Origin of the sequence: Hominimerdicola alba, from assembly GCF_900112155.1 — a bacterium.
GTDB classification, from domain to species: domain Bacteria; phylum Bacillota; class Clostridia; order Oscillospirales; family Ruminococcaceae; genus Hominimerdicola; species Hominimerdicola alba_D.
The window spans coordinates 66,261-84,345 of record NZ_FOKQ01000014.1 but is presented as its reverse complement, the minus strand read 5'-3'; the positions used below and the strand labels follow the sequence as shown (position 1 = coordinate 84,345).

The window sequence follows — 18,085 nt, the reverse complement described above, 5'->3', positions numbered from 1 at the left end:
AGGTTAGGATATGACAGAACTTGAAAAGCTCGAAGCAGGGCTTGAATACTGCTATGATGACGCGGCAGTTTCCGCACGAAAGGAAACTGCAATTATCCAGTGCAGGAAATACAATGCGATCGACGATACCGACTATGATGCACAGTACGCACAGCTCAAAGAAATGCTCGGCAGCGTGGGCGAAAAGGTATGGATCGCCAAGACCTTTAGCTGTGACAACGGCAAAAACATCTATATCGGCAACAATTTTACGGGCAATTTCAATCTGACTATACTCGATATTCGTGAAGTCTATATTGGTGATAATGTGATGATCGGTCCGGGAACACTCATCACAACGGTCGGACACCCTCTTTCACCTATGGGCAGAAGAAAGCACCTTGCCTTCGCCAAGCCAGTCCATATCGGAAATGATGTATGGATAGGCGGAAATGTAACGATCCTGCCGGGCGTAACGATAGGCAATAATGTTGTGGTCGCAGCCGGAGCTGTTGTCACAAAGGATATTCCTGATAACTGCGTTGTGGGTGGTGTGCCTGCAAGGAAGATAAAAGACATTGAAAATGATACGGAGGAATGAATCATGCTGAACAAAACTGTAAAGCTCGCAAACGGATATGAGATACCGTCGGTAGGCTTCGGAACATGGCAGACGCCCGACGGTGCGACGGCTGTCGCTGCCGTAAAGGAAGCTCTGAGCGACGGGTACACACACCTTGACTGTGCCGCTGTTTACGGAAACGAAAAGAGTATCGGCAAGGCTCTGAAAGAGTCGGGATATGACAGAAGCAGACTGTTCATCACAAGCAAGCTGTGGAACACAGAGCGCGGATACGACAAGACCATTGCTGCTTTTGAGAAAACGCTTGCCGATCTTCAGCTTGATTATCTCGACTTGTATCTTATCCATTGGACAGCGAACGCAAAGCAGTTCCCAAACTGGCGCGAGATCAATGCCGATACATGGAGAGCCTTTGAGTATCTGTATGAGCAGGGCAGGATCAAGGCAATCGGAGTGAGCAATTTCAAGACACACCACCTCGAAGCCCTGATCGCTGACAGCAAAATAAAGCCTATGGTCGATCAGATAGAATTTCACCCCGGCTTTATGCAGACCGAAACAGTAACATTCTGCCGTGAAAACGGGATAGCCGTTGAAGCGTGGAGTCCTCTCGGTACAGGCAAAATGCTTCAAAACGAGACTTTGAAAACCATTGCCGACAAGTACGGCGTTTCCGTTGCACAGCTCTGTATCCGCTGGTGCTTGCAGAACGATGTGATACCTCTGCCGAAGTCCGTGACACCTAACCGTATTCAGCAGAATATTGATGTTTTCGGCTTTGAGATCGGTGCGGAGGATATGGAGGTCATAAACGCTATGGAATACTGCGGCGGTTCGGGACTTGATCCGGACGAGATAGATTTTTGATAACCAAATAATCAGTCAAATAACGGCATTTCAGCCGTGAAAATACTTAGGAGGTAACTGCAATGAAAAAATCACTCGACAAGGGCTTTATCACTCCTCACCCCGTGCTGATCATCGGCACTTACGACGAGAACGGTACACCCGATGCTATGAACGCTGCGTGGGGCGGACAGATCGGCGGAAATCAGATCTCGATCAGCCTTTCCTCGCACAAGACCACCGACAACATCAAGCTGAACAAGGAATTTACGGTTGCATTTGCGACCGCTGCTCAGATCGCTGCCTGCGATTATGTGGGTATCGTGTCCGGCAACAAGGTGGCTGATAAGCTTGCAAAGTGCGGTTTCACCGTCACTAAATCCGACAAGGTCAATGCGCCCGTTATCGACCAGCTTCCTGTTACTATCGAGTGCAAGGTAATTGAGCTTCAGGAGGAGTTCAAGGAGACGAGAGTTGTTGCGGAGATCGTCGGGCTGAAAGCTGACGAAGAAGTTTTGACAGACGGAAAGGTCGATCTCGGCAAGGTCGGTCTTGTCGTATTTGACACGGTCGGTCTGTGCTATCGTACCGTTGGTGACAGCATCGGCGGAGCTTGGAATGTCGGAAAGAAGTTTGAATGAAATATTATGTTCACATGACCGTAGTCTATTGGCGCACTCTCTTTCCGTTCCACACAAGTCATAATCAGTATTGTGGAGCATACCACAATCGGCACATATCCTTTTGAAACTGAATATCTAACTGCAAGCCCTCGAAAACGATTCGCAAGCGTTTCTGAGGGCTTATTCTTTTCAGCGGTTAGTTTATGCTTCGCAAGGTCGGATGGCTCTATGTGGCTAATCCGTTCCGCTGACGGGTATCGTCAAGCAGAGTTCGGCTCGGTGATGTGTCCATGAAACAAGCAAAAGTCTATCCGCAAGGGTAGGCTTTTTTGATGAAGTGTGGTATAATAGAAGATGGTGATAAAAATGCTCGAAAAAAGCCAAAAGATATGAGCCAGTTAGAAATGATGAGTATTATATACTGTTTTATAAGTTATTTCGGCTATAAGGCTTCAATGGAAAAATGCTCGTCGGTAATGCAGGGCGTTGTGACCGATGTGGATAAAAAAAGCGATACCCGACACGGATATTATTATATAGCGTATGTGATCTCCGAAGAGGCTCACGATATGAGCTTTGAAACGCATTCCGTAAGGCACGAATATACAAAGGGTGAAAGTGTGAATATACACTATGCTCCCGATGATATTTCGGATTACTACATAAACAGCGCAGAACCTACAGGTCAGGACGTTTCGCTGATATTCACTCTGGTGTTTATGCTGATAGTGGTGTCTGTCACAGACATTGTCAGGGGAAAGCAATACAGGAAACTGTGCAGCGGTCAAAACGGCTCTGCAGGGTGAAGTGTATAAATAAACGGACTGTTATATATGATATCACCGGAGCGGTTTGAAAATCGCTCCGGTTTCTTACTGTATACAGTTGGATCAGGCTGATTTCAGGCGACTAATACGGGAATATAAGATTGGTGATATCACATACAGGCTCTTTATAGCATCTGGCGCACTGAAAAGTAGTGCGCCAGACGATATGTTTTAATCGTATATTTGTTTGTTTTCTAATTCATTTTCTAAAATATCGCTTAACATCTTTCCAAGCGGCTGATCCAGCTTATCCTGTCCGTCATAAACAAAGCCGAGTATGATATCACGCATTTCATCCTCTGAAAACTTGCTTTCACTATGATTAGATGAATCATCTTTTGTTGCTGAATCATTATGTTGGTTTTCATTTTTCAATCCTATATCGTCCAGCGTTTTTTTAGCGTAATTAGAATAATCACCTGAAAAATATATTCGGATTTTCAGCATCTCATTTATTGCGGCTTCCAGATGCGTCTGATAGACTTCTTCAAGATGAAAAACTTCTTTGCTGCCTTTTATACGCTGGATATGGTTTTTATCTGCATTATCGTCAGAATCATCATATAGTTCCAGTTTATATTTTTCCAGTAACTTATTCGGGTCATTTGTTTTGTTAGAAAGCCAAAAATCAACAAGATCGTCACTGCTGCTGTTTTTGGGGTAGCATCTAAATCGAAATTCGTCCATGCCCTCTTCATAAGGGTATAGAGTTTCGGTATCATTACTATTTTTCATTCTTGAATTGCAAATCTGACAAGAAGGTACAAAATTAAACAATGATAACGCAAACAGTGGGTATGTTGATTTTTGATAAAAGTGATCGAGATCGGCAGTTGAGTTTACACCCTTTGTTTCATCAGTCCATGTTGTTATGTACTGTCTGTTGCAGTAAGGGCAACATTTTATATGCAGAGAGGAGAGCAATCTGTGGTGCATATTATTGCTTATAAGATCATAATTTATCCGGTTGTGTTTTACGATATAATCTTTTAGATGTTTTATTCGATTAACTACTAATTTTTTGAAATCTGTATAGTTCTTTGGCGTTCTTGGAATTCTATGATAAATTATTTTCATGTAATATTTATAAAATGGATCCATATCTCCTTTAACTATTTTTTTTCCTGATGTATCATCTAAAATAACAGTATATGGACCATAACTATATTCGATATGTTTGTTTTTTTTCTCACATTTAATATCATTATAAAACGCATTATGCAATTCATCTAAATATACTGCTTTCGAGTAATTTGAATCATTTTTCACTTTACATCTGAAAACACCAATATATTCCACAATTCCAGTAACATCTAAAACTTCCTCACGTGTACCGATAAGAAGTGTTTTCAGATCGATTTTCTTTCCAGGCAGGAATTTTATCATATCTTTTTCATTCATATTTAGCTTTGAAAGAATAAATTCCAAATAATCTTTTCTATTATCATCTGGAAACCACGATTTAATTTTTATCATTGGTCAGTGCCTCAACTTTCTTTTTCAGTTCTTCCAGTTCTTTGTTCTTCTTTGCAAGCTCAACATCTTTTTCTTCCAACGCAGCTTTTTTCTTAGCAACTTCATCATCTTTCTTTTTCAATTCTGCCTTTGTTTTAGCTATCTCTTTATAATTTTCTCTCAATTTTGCTCGCATCTGGTTGACTTTTATATCTTCCTTTGTTTTTTTATCCATATCCCGATACATAAAGAATTCTTGTTTAAGCTTAGCACGCAGGTATACATCTCCGACAGATTCGATATACTTCATGAGTTCTTTGTTACTGCATTCCATTAGTTCAGTATCATACACTTTAGTTTTTTTCTGATTATTCTTATGGATAGCTTTAACTATATCTTCAAGCCTATTCTTGGCAAAAGCCCCTATACCTGTATCATCAATAAAAAACGAATTTTGATACAAAGAAAAAATATTAGCTGCAAAAGTTTCGTTACCTTTTTCGGGAATGATTTCTCCTGTTTTATTATCTTTTTTCAATAATAGAGTGTTCTGTCTTGGTATATCCGAAAGCATTATGGGGGAATGTGTGGCGATGATTATCTGAACGTGTGTACCACTTCTTGAGATGTTCTTTTTCACAAAATTCAGAAACTGCTCAAAGTAAAGACGCTGCCATTCAGGGTGAAAAGCAACTTCTGCTTCATCAAGCATGATAACTGCATTTTGGGCAGGTTTTGGAGATGAATTATCTTCAGGTAAATAATAATTGCCAAGTGGATCTTTCTTCAATATGTGCATAAGTTTACCGAATTGATTTAGCAGTAACGTCTCGCCCGAAGAAAGTCCCCATGAAAATGACAGGAAATCAACCGTACTTATACATTGTATATACTTTTCAAAGAATTCATATATCTGTTCTGTGTTCTCAGTAGGTATTTGAATAGTAAACGGTTTAAGATATAACTTTATCTTCTTATTATGTATTACTATTATTCCCGTGTTTTTATCTGAAATAATGCTCTGAAAATAATCCATAAAAGCGATGTAGCTTTCAGCATCTATAGAGTTCTTAAGTGGCGTAGCATCTTTTTCTCCGTTTTTTTTGACGGATAGATCGTTGTTTTTTATCATTCTAAGCAGTATGCCTACAGTTTCCCACGCACATGTTGCATTTTTGAACTCGTCGCTATTAAAGATTTCAGTCATTATTTTGTGATAAATAATAAACGCTTCATCAAATCCATTTCCTTTTAGTGAAGAAAAAATATTCATAAAAATAGCAGTGGCACATTTATTTTCTATTAAACGGACATTAGTATCGTCTTTTTTCAAAAACGTATTACATAATTCAGTTGCATCTTTTTTTAAGTTTTCTTTCTTATCTGGTGATATATTGTTACCAGCGCTAAGGGCTTTTATGTAGAAGTCATTAAAAGCATTTTCATCATAACTTGGTACAATATTCAAATATGGCGGGAAACCTATCTTAAACTGCTCAACAAATTCACGCCCATTAGATAAAAACGCCAGCTGCCATTCGTTTATTCTGTGTATATACCTTGTAACAGGATTGTCCACGTGTTTTTCTTCATTTCCATTTGTTGTTTGGTTATATAAAACAGATGCAAACGACAAATCATCTTCTCCAAATTCAGACGCTGTATATTGGTTCATGTTGAACATTTCTGTCAAGTAAATATACCTGATATGATTTTTAAATGCAAAGGAATTCGTATGTGCGTCACCCAAGATCAATTTATTCGATGAACTGATTTTGTTTTTTGTAATCTCAAAAGTTATTTTTTCCTTTCCCTTGATTTTTATAGTAATATAAAAAATAGCATTTATTTCGAATATTATAGCACACTCTATTCGTAATTTGTCAGGTGTTTTTAGACTAAGAAAAAATCTCAATAAGCTCGTTTTGCCTATTCCATTCTGACCTACGATCGCCGTAACATCAATGTTCTTTCCAAAAAAATCTTCTATATAGTCACTACTATTATTTTTGATTGTTACTGAACCATATTCGCCGTCATCAGGATAATATTTGAAATCATATTTAGAAGAAAGATTTATTCCTTGATTGATAAATCCGCGATAGTCTTTGAACCAGATGTAATGGATTTTAATTTTCATGTTTTCTTCGTTCATTTATGTATTCTCCCTGTATTGTAGAAATATAGCATAATATATAATTATTATAACATGTACTTCACAAATTTTCAATATCAGAATGAATAAAGCTATAGTATTTACTGTGAAAAAATACATATGTCCGATACATGCAAACGAAAGGTGAGTATGATACACTTACCTTTCGTTTCTACGCAGAACGATGTATGAAATCGGTTCTGTCTTTGATAACGAAAACCATAGGGCAGCAGACGATAATATTGGCATCTGCCTAAATCCAGATAATACAGCTTTTCAAGAGGCAATAACTCCAAGATATATGTTGATAAATCGGAAATGATCGCATATTATCGGATGCATACCGATGACAGTCAGCATCATTCAGCACAGATTTGCGTTTTTCGTTATAATATCTCAAAATGGTTCTTCCTGCACCTAATAAGTCCGTCCTTCTGCATTTTACTCAGCTCGTTGGACAGCACCGACCGTTCCACATTGAGATAGTCTGCTAGTTGCTGACGGTCAAAGGGTATATCAAACTCACGGCTGTTCTTCTGAACGGAAACAGTGTTCAGATACGCCATAATACGTCCGCGCACTTGTCTCGGAGCAGTATGAAAGCTTCTGCTTGACAGGTGGAGATTTTTTCTTGTGGTGATCGTCAACAGATTTGCAAGCAGTCTCACCCTCATGCTTTCATCAAGCCTGCCGACAGACTTCATATCAAGATAAACAATGGTGCAATCCTCGTTGGCACAGACATCGACAAGCATAGGCTCATCAGGCAGCAGAGCATAGCTCTCAGCGAAGAATTGTCCCTTGCTGACAAGGTTTAGTATCGTGCGGTTGCCCCACATATCATTGCTCTCGATAGTCACACTGCCTGAAATCACAAAGCATAACGTGCTGATGACATCTCCCGAATGAAATATCATTGCGCCTTTCCTGAACCGCTTTTCCCTCGCATTCAACGAGCCCAGCAGATTTTTTACCTCGGTTTCATCAAAGCCATTGAACAGTGCCGAACCACTTAAAACAGAAATATCCATAAAACCTCCGAAATGTTGTAATTACAACATACTTTCATTCTTGATTATACTATAATGGATACAGAAAGTCAAGGAGGTATGACCTATGATACGGAAAATAATTGAGATAGACGAAGAAAAATGCAACGGCTGCGGTCTGTGTGCAAAGGCTTGTCATGAGGGTGCTATCGCTATTATTGATGGCAAGGCAAAGCTGATGCGTGACGATTTCTGCGATGGCTTCGGGGACTGTCTCCCTGCCTGTCCTATGGACGCTATCCACTTCATAGAGCGTGAAGCAGCAGCCTATGACGAAAAGGCGGTACAGGCAAATAAGCAGAAGCAGTCCGCCTGTGCAGAATTTACTTGCCCCGGCTCGGCTTTGCAGAGCTTCACACCGAAGGAAGATGACACAGGTGTCCGTGTGACGAGCTGTCTGAGACAGTTTCCAGTGCAGATCAAACTGCTCCCCACAAACGCTCCGTACTTCAACGGTGCTGACCTGCTGATCGCTGCGGACTGCACGGCTTATGCTTACGGGAACTTCCACCATGATTTCATCAGGGGAAAGATAACGCTGATCGGTTGTCCTAAGCTTGATGCTGTTGACTACGCAGAAAAGCTGACTGAGATATTCCGCAACAACGATATAAAGAGCATTACGCTCACAAGAATGACCGTGCCTTGCTGCGGTGGTATGGAGTATGCTATCAAGAGAGCTATCGAAGCAAGCGGTAAGACCATTCCGCTTGAAGTCGCTGTTATCTCGCCCGACGGAAATATAGTTGAAATAAGAAAATAACGGAGGCATCTATCATGGAACAGAAAATGTTTTGCTATCAGTGTCAGGAAACCGCTGGGTGCAAGGGCTGTACCGCCTGTGGAGTGTGCGGAAAAACTCCCGAAGTTGCGGCTATGCAGGATCTGCTCGTCTATGTGACAAAAGGCTTGTCTGCGGTCACAACTCAGCTTCGTGCAGAGGGAAAGACTGTCGATAAGACTGTTAATCATCTTATCAGCGTGAACCTGTTTATCACGATCACCAATGCCAATTTCGATCTCGACAGCATTACCACTAAGGTTACTGAAACACTTGCAGTCAAAGAAGAATTGCTCGGACAGGTGCAGAATAAAGAATCACTCCCCGAAGCAGCACTTTGGAACGGAACGGACTATGCCGAGAAAGCAAAGTCTGTCGGTGTGCTTGCAACGGAAAATGAAGATATACGTTCTTTGCGTGAGCTGATAACCTACGGTATCAAGGGACTTGCGGCATACACCAAACACGCAAATGCTCTGCTTGGTGATGACGAGGAGCTTGATGCGTTTATGCAGTCGGCGCTTGCCAAAACGCTTGATGACAGCCTTTCCGTTGATGACCTTGTGGCTCTAACACTTGAAGTCGGCAAGTACGGCGTTCAGGGTATGGCTGACCTCGACACTGCAAATACTTCCGCATACGGCAACCCCGAAATAACCAGCGTTGACATCGGTGTACGCAAAAATCCTGCGATACTGATTTCCGGTCACGATCTGAAAGACCTCGAAATGCTCCTTGAACAGACAATGGACACAGGCGTTGATGTTTACACCCACTCGGAGATGCTCCCTGCGCACTATTATCCGTTCTTCAAGAAATATCCCCATTTTGCAGGAAACTACGGAAATGCGTGGTGGAAGCAGAAAGAGGAATTTGAGAGCTTTAACGGTCCGGTTCTTATGACCACGAACTGCATTGTTCCGCCGAAGGACAGCTACAAGGACAGGCTTTGGACTACGGGTGCTGCAGGCTATCCGGGGTGCAAGCATATTGACGATCCTTACGGTGAGGTCAAGGATTTTTCGCCAATTATTGAGCAGGCAAAGAAATGTCCTCCTCCGACCGAGATCGAAACTGGTACTATCATCGGCGGTTTTGCCCATGAACAGGTATTCGCCCTTGCCGACAAGGTAGTCGATGCCGTGGAGTCGGGTGCTATCCGCAAATTTGTTGTTATGGCAGGCTGTGACGGCAGGGCGAAGTCCAGAAGCTACTATGAGGATTTTGCAAAGGCTCTGCCGAAAGATACCGTTATACTGACAGCAGGCTGTGCGAAATACAAGTACAACAAGCTGAACCTCGGTGACATCGGCGGTATCCCCAGAGTGCTTGATGCAGGACAGTGCAACGATTCTTATTCACTTGCTCTTATCGCCCTGAAGCTGAAAGAGGTATTCGGACTTGACGATGTGAACGATCTGCCTATCGCCTATAATATTGCGTGGTATGAGCAGAAAGCCGTTATCGTACTGCTGGCTCTGCTGTATCTCGGCGTGAAGAATATCCACCTCGGACCGACTCTGCCTGCATTCCTGTCACCGAATGTCGCAAGCGTGCTTGTAGAAAACTTTGGTATTGCAGGAATCACGACAGCCCCGGAAGATATGAGGATATTCGGCTTATGAGAAGAAAAGACAGAGAAGTCACCGACCTGAGCGATATTATCGGTATAATGGAGAACTGCGATGTTTGCAGGCTAGCACTGAACGATGACGGCTATCCGTATATCCTGCCCCTGAACTTCGGTATGGCTGTGAACGGCGATAAGATAACGCTGTATTTTCATAGTGCCTTAGAGGGATACAAGGTCGGTCTTATCCGAAACGACAACAGAGCTTCCTTTGAGATGGACTGCAAGCACCAACTTCAATACTTTGAGGATAAGGGCTACTGCACAATGGCGTATGAGAGCGTTATCGGCAGAGGGCGTATCCGTATCCTTCCCGATGAGGAAAAGCTCCCAGCACTGAAACTGCTGATGGCGCATTACCATGACGGAAAAGATGTGCCGTTCAGCACAGCGGCTATTCCGAGGACACTTGTGTACGCTTTGGAAGTCGAAAGCGTAACGGGTAAGCGTAAGGCTGTCAAATAATTTAACTTTGAACCCAGTGGAGTCAAAGTTACGGTGAAAGGGCTGTTACTGCAGAAACAGCTCTTTTTCCTTTTCTGCCGATTGACCTTTCCGTTCCGGTGTGGTATAATTAATCTATAATCTGCTTTGCTTGGGAGTGATACGATATGGCAGTCTACATTATGAATGGGGTATACCGCCTTCGAAAATTGGTTTTACGAATTCAAATTAGCAACGTAACATCAAGAAAGAAAAGTATGTGATACAGCCCGAAGGAGCTGAGATTACATACCTAGCCGGATTGTACCGCTTTGAGGAACATAGGGGAATTCAAGTTCCGATGTTCACCGTGATTACAAGAGCAGCTGTGGCTCCCGTAAGTAGCATTCATGATCGAATGCCTTTGATACTAGGTAAAGATAGCTTAAGAGAATGGATTCGTCCAAACGGTGATCCATACAAGGTAGCTAAAATGGCTCTTACAAAAATGATTATGGAAAAGGCTAAGGACTATCATGAAGCCCAATAAAATTTATCGTACCGTTAAGAGTCTGGATTGTAAATTTTTCATTTAATCAGCTTCATATAGTATTACTCTGTTTTATGAACAAATGGAATTTTTCCTGATTGTATATTAGATTTAAAAAATCGCTGTCCTGAGAAATCCTGACAGCGATTTTTAGTGTCCGAAAAAGGACGCGGGGCTGTGTGCGTTATAGTATCTTTACTTTAGGGCTAGATAGTTTTTGGTAGAGATTGACTTAGTTACGCTTATGGGGTATAATATCCTTTGTAGTATATTTCAACAGCAGGACGATATACGCCCTGCAAAAAAGTAGTAAACCTCAAAGAACAGAAAAGTATAAACTGAGCAAAAAAAGTCGGGAGAAATCATTGCCTGATATGCTATCATATACATGCGAGGTGAGAAGAAATGGACGATAAACTCAGAGCGGTACAGAGAATGCAAAGGTACATCGACAGTCATATCAGTGAACAGATAACTCCTGCACAGCTTGCGGAGGAAGCATTGTTCAGCCCGTGGTACGCAAGGAAGATATTCGAGCAGTACACAGGTCTGACACCTGCACGGTATATCCGCAGACTGAAACTAAGCAGGTCTGCACTGAGACTGCGTGACGAAAAATGTGGTGTACTGGATATCGCACTGGATATGGGCTTCGGAAGTGCCGAAGGTTATCAGCGTGCGTTCCGAAATGAGTTCGGGATAAACCCGAGAGCATATGCCGAAGCACCCGTTCCCATACCGCTGTTTATCCCATACCTCGTGAAACCGAAAGACAGCGAAAGGAATGATACTATGGAAAACGTTAAGACCGTATTTGTCACCGAGGTAAACAGACCGGCACGAAAGGTAATAATCAAGCGCGGCATAAAGGCCGATGAGTATATGAGCTACTGCGAAGAGGTCGGCTGTGATGTGTGGGGTATACTTGCAAGTATACGCACCCTTGACGGCGAGCCTGTGTGTATGTGGCTGCCCGAGCATCTGAGAGATCCAAAAGCTAATATCTACGTTCAGGGAGCGGAAGTCCCTACGGACTTTGACGGCACCGTTCCCGAGGGTTTTGATGTCATAGACCTGCCGGCAGGAAGTTTCCTGATGTTCCGCGGCGAGCCGTTTGAGGAAGAGCAGTACGTTCAGGCGATACAGCAGGTGTGGCAGGCGGAGGAGAAGTTCGATCTTACATCTGCGGGATATATGCGCGATGACTCAAACCCGAGGATACAGCTGGAACCCATAGGCACAAGAGGCTATATCGAGCTTGTACCCGTAAAGAAGATATGATTTTCCGCAGACTACTTTACAAAGAATTTTATATACAGTAGTCCTATAAGTTCTGACCTTCCTCGATCAGTTTGATCGACATCTGTATATACCGTTCACGAAGTAACGAAAAAACAGCGGCTGTGAACAGCCGCATGAGAGTAAGATCTCTCACACGGCTGACACAGCCCTTTAAAAATGCATCATGTTAACAATCTTATTTTATATTTCGGAACCGCCCCATTCAACGACTGTGAAGCCTTTTCTTTCAAATGTGGAAAGCTCCTGCGGTTCGATGTCTACAGCCTCTTCAAGAGGTACATAAGTCATGAATACGCGCAGCATACTATCGGGTGTTGGTGTGATGTTCAGCTTTGCGGAATCTGTATATTTGTCACTCTGGAAAGAAATGAGATTATACTTGTTATGTTCCATTCTGGGCAGCCAGTATACGATAAATTCGTTCATCTCATCTTCGGTCAGACCCATATAGCTGAGCTTTTCTTTGAGAAAACTCTCGGTATCACTGCCTGCCGTACAGAATCCCTTGGAAAAATCAAATTCTGTACGGCAGTTTACTGCGTCCCAGAACAGGTATCTGTGATGGGTTCCGTCAACTTTGTTCACAAGTGATCCGTCGGGCTTAGCAACTACATCCCAGCCGTTGTTGTATTTAGGATAGGTAGTAGCAAGATCAGCTTCGGTCAACTCCACCTCAACATGAACATCTGTCTCCTTTTCGGGATAGAGATAGATAACAGGCTTGTTAACCATATAAGATAAAAAATCGATCTGTCTATCGCCAAATTCATTTACGACCTGTACCCAGCCGTACTGTCCCTTATACTTTGTAAATGCCCAGTTATCGTTATTATTCATAACGCCGAGTTCCTGAAGGTAAGTATCCTGGGGAATCGTTGTAACTTTACCATAGCTTGTATCGGGGCCGAGATACATAGTGACCTCATCGTCAATAACATATAATTCCGAACCATATTTGATCTCTCTGTCAGGCTTGACATAGGAATTATTGCCTCTTACGGTAACAGTCACCGCATTATTGATTGCGCTTGTTACATCCCAAGTTCCGTTTACTCTTGCGGCGATAGCTACTTTGTAAGTCATGCCGGCTGTAAGATTCTTGGGAGAAGTATAGGTAGTGTCAGTTATATTCTGTGTCAGAACTTTCCACTTGCCTGCAAGATATACTGCTATACCGTACATATCAGCATTTGGAATTCTGTCCCATGTAAATCTCACCTGACGGTATTTCTCGCTGTACTCAACCTTGATGTTTGTTGGGAAGGTCGGAATGATGGTGACAGCCTCAACATCCGCAGCCTGTGCGGTTACGCTCTGTGTTATAATAGGCGCACCATAGCTGACAGCACCTGCTGCCATACAAAGTGACATTACTACTGCTAAAACTTTTTTCATCTGCATTTCTATTACCTCCTGAATTCTTTTGTTGAAAATGGTTATATATTTCAATATATCCCAAATTATGATAGCACATGTACTTATTGATGTCAATAATTTCGATACATCTTCTTAATTGTTCGTCAATTATCAATAAGAGAAAATATTATTAATGTATATTTTGACTGCGAATGAAAACGGATAGCCATCTTTTGTAAGGACGGCTATCCGTTTTGCTTGTATCAAATCAATTTAAGCTGATTGTTTTTTACAATAAAGACAGTCTGAGTGAATGGATACATCCAAACGGAGATCCTAATAAGATAGCAAAAACGGCTTTAACAAAGATGGTAATGGAAAAGGCCGTTACACTCCTTAATCCGTAATGTTAATACTATAATCTTCAAACTATTTATTGCTGGCTGAAAGAGTTTTACGATGAACATAATTCCTGATTTATAGATATTCACCGATACGAGGCTTATCACCCATATTAATACATATTTATTTACACAAAATCACAACGATGATCATTCACCTGCAAAACAAAGTCCTGCATCATCTGGTGCAGGACTTTGTCAGTAATAGGATTTAAGGAGTTTTTCGCTTTTGAATCATTGACGATATGTCAATTTCTTTTCTGTTACTTTATTTTGCATTTCTTCTCTCTAGTCTTTCAGCCAATCGTTAGGACTTCACAACCACCATAAGCAGTCTTACAACCTGTACAGCCCAAGATTTAACATCCAACACAGTATATATTTTATTACACTGTGTGTTCCTGTTATCTAACAGAGATCGTCACCGCGTGTTCGATAGCTTCTGTTACAGTCCACTGACCGTTAACCTTTGCTGCGATAGCTACTTTGTAGCTCTTGCCGGGTGTCAGATTCTTGGGAGTAGTGTAGCTCAGGGTCGAAGAAGATATGTTTTGTGCCTGAACTCTCCACTTGCCTGCCAGATACACTGCAATGCCGTAATTGGATGCTCCATCAACAGGTTTCCATGTGAATCTTATCTGATGATACTGCTCGTTATGTTCAATGGCAGTTATCTCAGGATAAACAGAAGTTTTATCAGTTTGCTGAGCAAGTTCAACGTACCACTTCTGGTTATCGCTGCCCTTGTATGTGTATTGCTGATTATTTGCTGCCGGATCCTTGGATTTTTTACTTACGTCAAGTGCAGATGCGTCATTTGATATTTTTGTCAGAATACTGTAAGATCCGTCACTATTCTTATTAAACCTGAACTTCTGGTTATCACCCATATTATAGGTATAAAGTTCGATATTTGTCTCATCATCAGTTTTCTTGCCGTTTACATCAAGTGCATAAGTCTTCCCGTCGCCAAGCTGTGATATGAGGTAATAATATCCTCCGCCTGCTGATACAGCTTTGAACTGATTTTTCTTGCCGTTTAATGCGTCCTGCTGAATATTAACACCATTTGCTGCTTCGCTTTTCTCTGTCGACAGGTACAGACCGCTGTTTACATTCTTAAATGTATAGATCTGACCATCAATAATGTCAGTATCGGGAACTGTCGGAGGAGTTACTATATCATCACCGTTCGGTTTTCCGAATTCAGAAGCGAATAATTCTGCCAGCTTATCTGCGCCTGCACGATTGGGGTGAACATTGTCTATATACATTCCATCAGCCTTTGCTGCACCGATAGATATGCAGTAGTTCTGCCAGAGTGAAAACAGATCAACCACACTGCAAGCCTGTTCAGAAGCTATCTGATCAAGTTCATTTGCAAAATATCTGCTACTGAGAAGAGGCGAAAGTGAATAATCACCTTTTCTTCCCTGCTGCTTGACAAGTATAACGTCCATACCCTTATCTTTAGCTCTCTTCACCATATCGACAACGACTTTTTTATACTCGTCTCCATTATAATACTTTCCATCGTTGATCCCGATGGAGATCACAAATACATCGCCCCTCTTGCCATATTTTTCGATACATTTAAAATTGCCGTGTTCAACGAAGCCCTTGGCATATTCTCCGCTCGCAGCCATATTTCTTATATACCATTTGTTGTCAATATACTTGCCGAGCATCTGTCCCCATCCTGCCTGGCTGCTCGAATCAAGAGGATAGTAATTGCACACCGTTGAATCTCCGCAAAGCCATACGGTAGAAGGCATATCGGTGCTGTCAGATATCTTGGTGATATCTATGGCACTGATAGAATATGCATACCCCTCCTTACCTGCTGCAGCACGGATATCGAGCTGACCATCCCTAACAGGAACAATGATCTCATCAACTGCATTATTGCCTGTCATATTGACGATCTGTAACATATTTTCCATATATACACTTGTTCGGGAAGTATTGCCGAGAGTTACCTTAACTCTATACAGACCGTTCGGTACATCAACATTGAATGTTGTATTACCTGTAAACTGAACAGCATCGTTTAGTTCATTATTTCCTGCTGCTGCCACATCCTTGACATCATTGCCTGAGAATCCATAGCCCTTTTGCTTATCATATTTATCAGATGACTTTACAAAAGTGAATCCATTCTGAGCATTTGCTCCGAGGTCGAATTTATAGCTTACATCCTTAACTGGTGTCACTGGTTCTGTATGAGCCGAATCATTGTTCATACGAACCTTCGGTCTTGCCGGGAGCGAAGCATCGCTGCTAAGATAATAACTTACATGAGGCGGCTGATTGTATGCGCTCTGCTGACAGCAATTCTGCGCACGGTACTGCATATCATGCATCAGGGTCGTCAGACGAACCTTGGCGGTATCCGTTGTACACCAAATGCGCAGCTTTGAATTATCATCGGTTCTCAGTATAAGTTCTTCACGCCAGTCGCCAAACAGATCAACTGTCATGCACGGATTATTCTTTGTACCGTTATTCGATCCGCATCCCGAAGCTGTGAATATCGTTCCTACCTTATCAGCGCCTGTCATCTTGGATATTTTTGTACCGTCAAGTATCTCTCGTTCTAAATCGCCGTCCCAGTATATAAGGTAGTTCTGAGCAGGCTTTGTTCCGCCTATCTTTTTGCCTGCTGTATTGTAAACATTACCATCCGCAGCACCCCAGAACTCAGCACCCTTGCTGCCTGCCCATACGTTATCCGCACAGCATCGTCCGGTATCCTTTGTATGGTTGATGTGGAATATCTTCTGACCTGTCTTTGCATCATAGCAGGTCTCGCCATAGGGCTTGTCCTCGTGGCACTCGAATACTTCAAGGCCCTCACGGTCGGGGATAAGATCACCAACGTGCATCGCATCACCATGGAGATCACCTGTTGACCACAGCAGCTTGCCGTTATCATCGATACAATTCGCACCGGTGAATACTTCCTGCTTTCCGTCATTATCGCAGTCAGCTACCATAACATTATGGTTTCCGCATCCCCAGCCTTTTGTGCTCTTGTTGAAGGTCGAATCGTACTTCCACCTGATCGACAGCTTTTTGTTTTTGACATCCACTGCTGTCCAAGTAAGCCTTGTATAGTAACCTCTGCCGTATATAGCTGAAGGATGTACTCCATCCAGATAAGCTATACCGCTATTCATGCGGTCAACACGATTGCCATAGTTGTCGCCCCAGTCAGATACTTTACCTCTCGGCACAGGAAAATCGATCGTATCTAAAGCAGCACCTGTCTGTCCGTCAAACAATGTCATATACTCAGGACCATCAAGAATATAACCCTTGTTGTTACGGTAATCTTTATTTCCGTCACCGATCACCTTACCCTCGCCGTCTTTGGTTCCATCGGCAGTTTTGGTAATGAGTTCAGCTTTGCCGTCACAGTCGAAATCTGCAACACACATCTGGGTGTAATGCTGACCTGCACGTATATTCTTTCCGAGGTCAACTCTCCACAGCTGCTTTCCTTCAAGGGTGTAGCAGTCTATATACACATTGTCCGTTTTTCCTTCCTGAGAGTTATCCTTCTGGTTGGAAGGGTCCCATTTCAGGAATATTTCATACTGACCGTCACCGTCAACATCGCCTACCACGCAGTCATTGGGAGAGTACTGACTTCCGGGACGGTTGAGCTTTATGTCGAAATAATTAGTTCCCGATGTGAACCGACAGCTCTGTGAGTTTACGACCTTTCCGCCTTCGATACAGTCTACACGGTACTTTGAGCCTGTTCCGCCGCCATTATCCTGATAGGATGTCGCATCGCCCGATCTGCTGGTGTAGATCAGTTTATCGTCACGATACAGCCTGAATTCGGCATTATCAGCATCATTTGCATTCCATCGCCAGCTTACGAACATCCCGTTTCCGCTTTTCACTGCATAAATACCTCTGTCAAGGTATTCCATGATAGCTTTGCCGTTTCCTCCCACACCATAAGCAGCATCGGCTTTCAGAATACTCGTAAGACCGACATTGTTGGTGAGTACGATCGCAGCGGAAGCTACGGCCGCAGCAATTCTTTTTGCTTTACTTTTCATACTAGATTCCTCCTGTTTTAATTGTTTTCTAATCTCACGTTTTCCAATC

At 42.5% G+C, this 18,085-nt stretch carries 13 protein-coding genes and 1 pseudogene; 9 read left to right on the top strand and 5 right to left on the bottom strand.

Features of this window, described 5'->3' with window-relative positions; translation table 11 throughout:
• The first annotated feature begins 10 nt into the window (after positions 1-10).
• The 4 genes from BM265_RS09375 (at position 11) to BM265_RS09360 (ending at position 2,837) form a co-directional block, all read left to right on the top strand.
• Positions 11-580 carry a sugar O-acetyltransferase gene (locus BM265_RS09375; protein ID WP_074961305.1) on the top strand — a complete coding sequence of 190 codons (570 nt, stop codon included), beginning with the start codon at positions 11-13 and terminating at the stop codon, positions 578-580.
• 3 nt (positions 581-583) lie between these two features.
• Positions 584-1,429 (top strand): aldo/keto reductase, encoded by an 846-nt coding sequence (locus BM265_RS09370; RefSeq protein ID WP_074961304.1) that lies wholly within the window; start codon positions 584-586, stop codon positions 1,427-1,429.
• Positions 1,430-1,491: 62 nt separating this feature from the next.
• The gene (locus BM265_RS09365; protein ID WP_074961303.1) at positions 1,492-2,049 is read left to right on the top strand and encodes a flavin reductase family protein; all 558 of its coding nucleotides are present in this window, start codon (positions 1,492-1,494) and stop codon (positions 2,047-2,049) included.
• A 386-nt stretch (positions 2,050-2,435) separates the two neighbouring features.
• Positions 2,436-2,837, top strand: a complete 402-nt coding sequence (locus BM265_RS09360) for a hypothetical protein (protein WP_207646972.1) — start codon at positions 2,436-2,438, stop codon at positions 2,835-2,837.
• Between the two features lie 192 nt (positions 2,838-3,029).
• On the opposite strand, the gene BM265_RS09355 is transcribed toward BM265_RS09360, so the two are convergent.
• From BM265_RS09355 to BM265_RS09345, 3 genes are all read right to left on the bottom strand, one after another.
• Positions 3,030-4,334: a hypothetical protein gene (locus BM265_RS09355; protein ID WP_074961301.1), complete on the bottom strand. Its 1,305-nt coding sequence runs from the start codon at positions 4,332-4,334 to the stop codon at positions 3,030-3,032.
• A complete protein-coding gene (locus BM265_RS09350; RefSeq protein ID WP_074961300.1) occupies positions 4,321-6,468 on the bottom strand; it encodes an AAA family ATPase in 2,148 nt (715 codons plus the stop codon). Before BM265_RS09350 ends, BM265_RS09355 begins: the two co-directional genes overlap by 14 nt.
• Positions 6,469-6,854: 386 nt before the next feature.
• Positions 6,855-7,499 carry a Crp/Fnr family transcriptional regulator gene (locus BM265_RS09345; protein WP_074961299.1) on the bottom strand — a complete coding sequence of 215 codons (645 nt, stop codon included), beginning with the start codon at positions 7,497-7,499 and terminating at the stop codon, positions 6,855-6,857.
• An 85-nt stretch (positions 7,500-7,584) separates the two neighbouring features.
• Between BM265_RS09345 and BM265_RS09340 the strand changes: the two genes are divergently transcribed.
• From BM265_RS09340 to BM265_RS09320, 5 genes are all read left to right on the top strand, one after another.
• Positions 7,585-8,280: a 4Fe-4S dicluster domain-containing protein gene (locus BM265_RS09340; protein ID WP_074961298.1), complete on the top strand. Its 696-nt coding sequence runs from the start codon at positions 7,585-7,587 to the stop codon at positions 8,278-8,280.
• Between the two features lie 14 nt (positions 8,281-8,294).
• On the top strand, positions 8,295-9,923 hold the full coding sequence (gene hcp, locus BM265_RS09335; protein ID WP_074961297.1) for a hydroxylamine reductase: 1,629 nt from the start codon (positions 8,295-8,297) through the stop codon (positions 9,921-9,923).
• Complete coding sequence (locus BM265_RS09330; RefSeq protein WP_074961296.1) at positions 9,920-10,393, top strand: pyridoxamine 5'-phosphate oxidase family protein; 474 nt, start codon at positions 9,920-9,922, stop codon at positions 10,391-10,393. The genes hcp and BM265_RS09330 overlap by 4 nt, the downstream gene beginning before the upstream one ends.
• A 220-nt stretch (positions 10,394-10,613) precedes the next feature.
• A complete protein-coding gene (locus tag BM265_RS09325) occupies positions 10,614-10,901 on the top strand; it encodes an SOS response-associated peptidase family protein (RefSeq protein WP_143098700.1) in 288 nt (95 codons plus the stop codon).
• 405 nt (positions 10,902-11,306) lie between these two features.
• Positions 11,307-12,182 carry a helix-turn-helix domain-containing protein gene (locus BM265_RS09320; RefSeq protein WP_074961295.1) on the top strand — a complete coding sequence of 292 codons (876 nt, stop codon included), beginning with the start codon at positions 11,307-11,309 and terminating at the stop codon, positions 12,180-12,182.
• Positions 12,183-12,383: 201 nt separating this feature from the next.
• Here the strand turns inward: BM265_RS09320 and BM265_RS09315 are convergent.
• A pseudogene (locus tag BM265_RS09315) lies at positions 12,384-13,472 on the bottom strand (BspA family leucine-rich repeat surface protein); the annotation flags it as partial.
• 892 nt (positions 13,473-14,364) lie between these two features.
• The gene (locus BM265_RS09310; RefSeq protein ID WP_074961294.1) at positions 14,365-18,036 is read right to left on the bottom strand and encodes a rhamnogalacturonan lyase family protein; all 3,672 of its coding nucleotides are present in this window, start codon (positions 18,034-18,036) and stop codon (positions 14,365-14,367) included.
• Between the last annotated feature and the right edge of the window lie 49 nt (positions 18,037-18,085).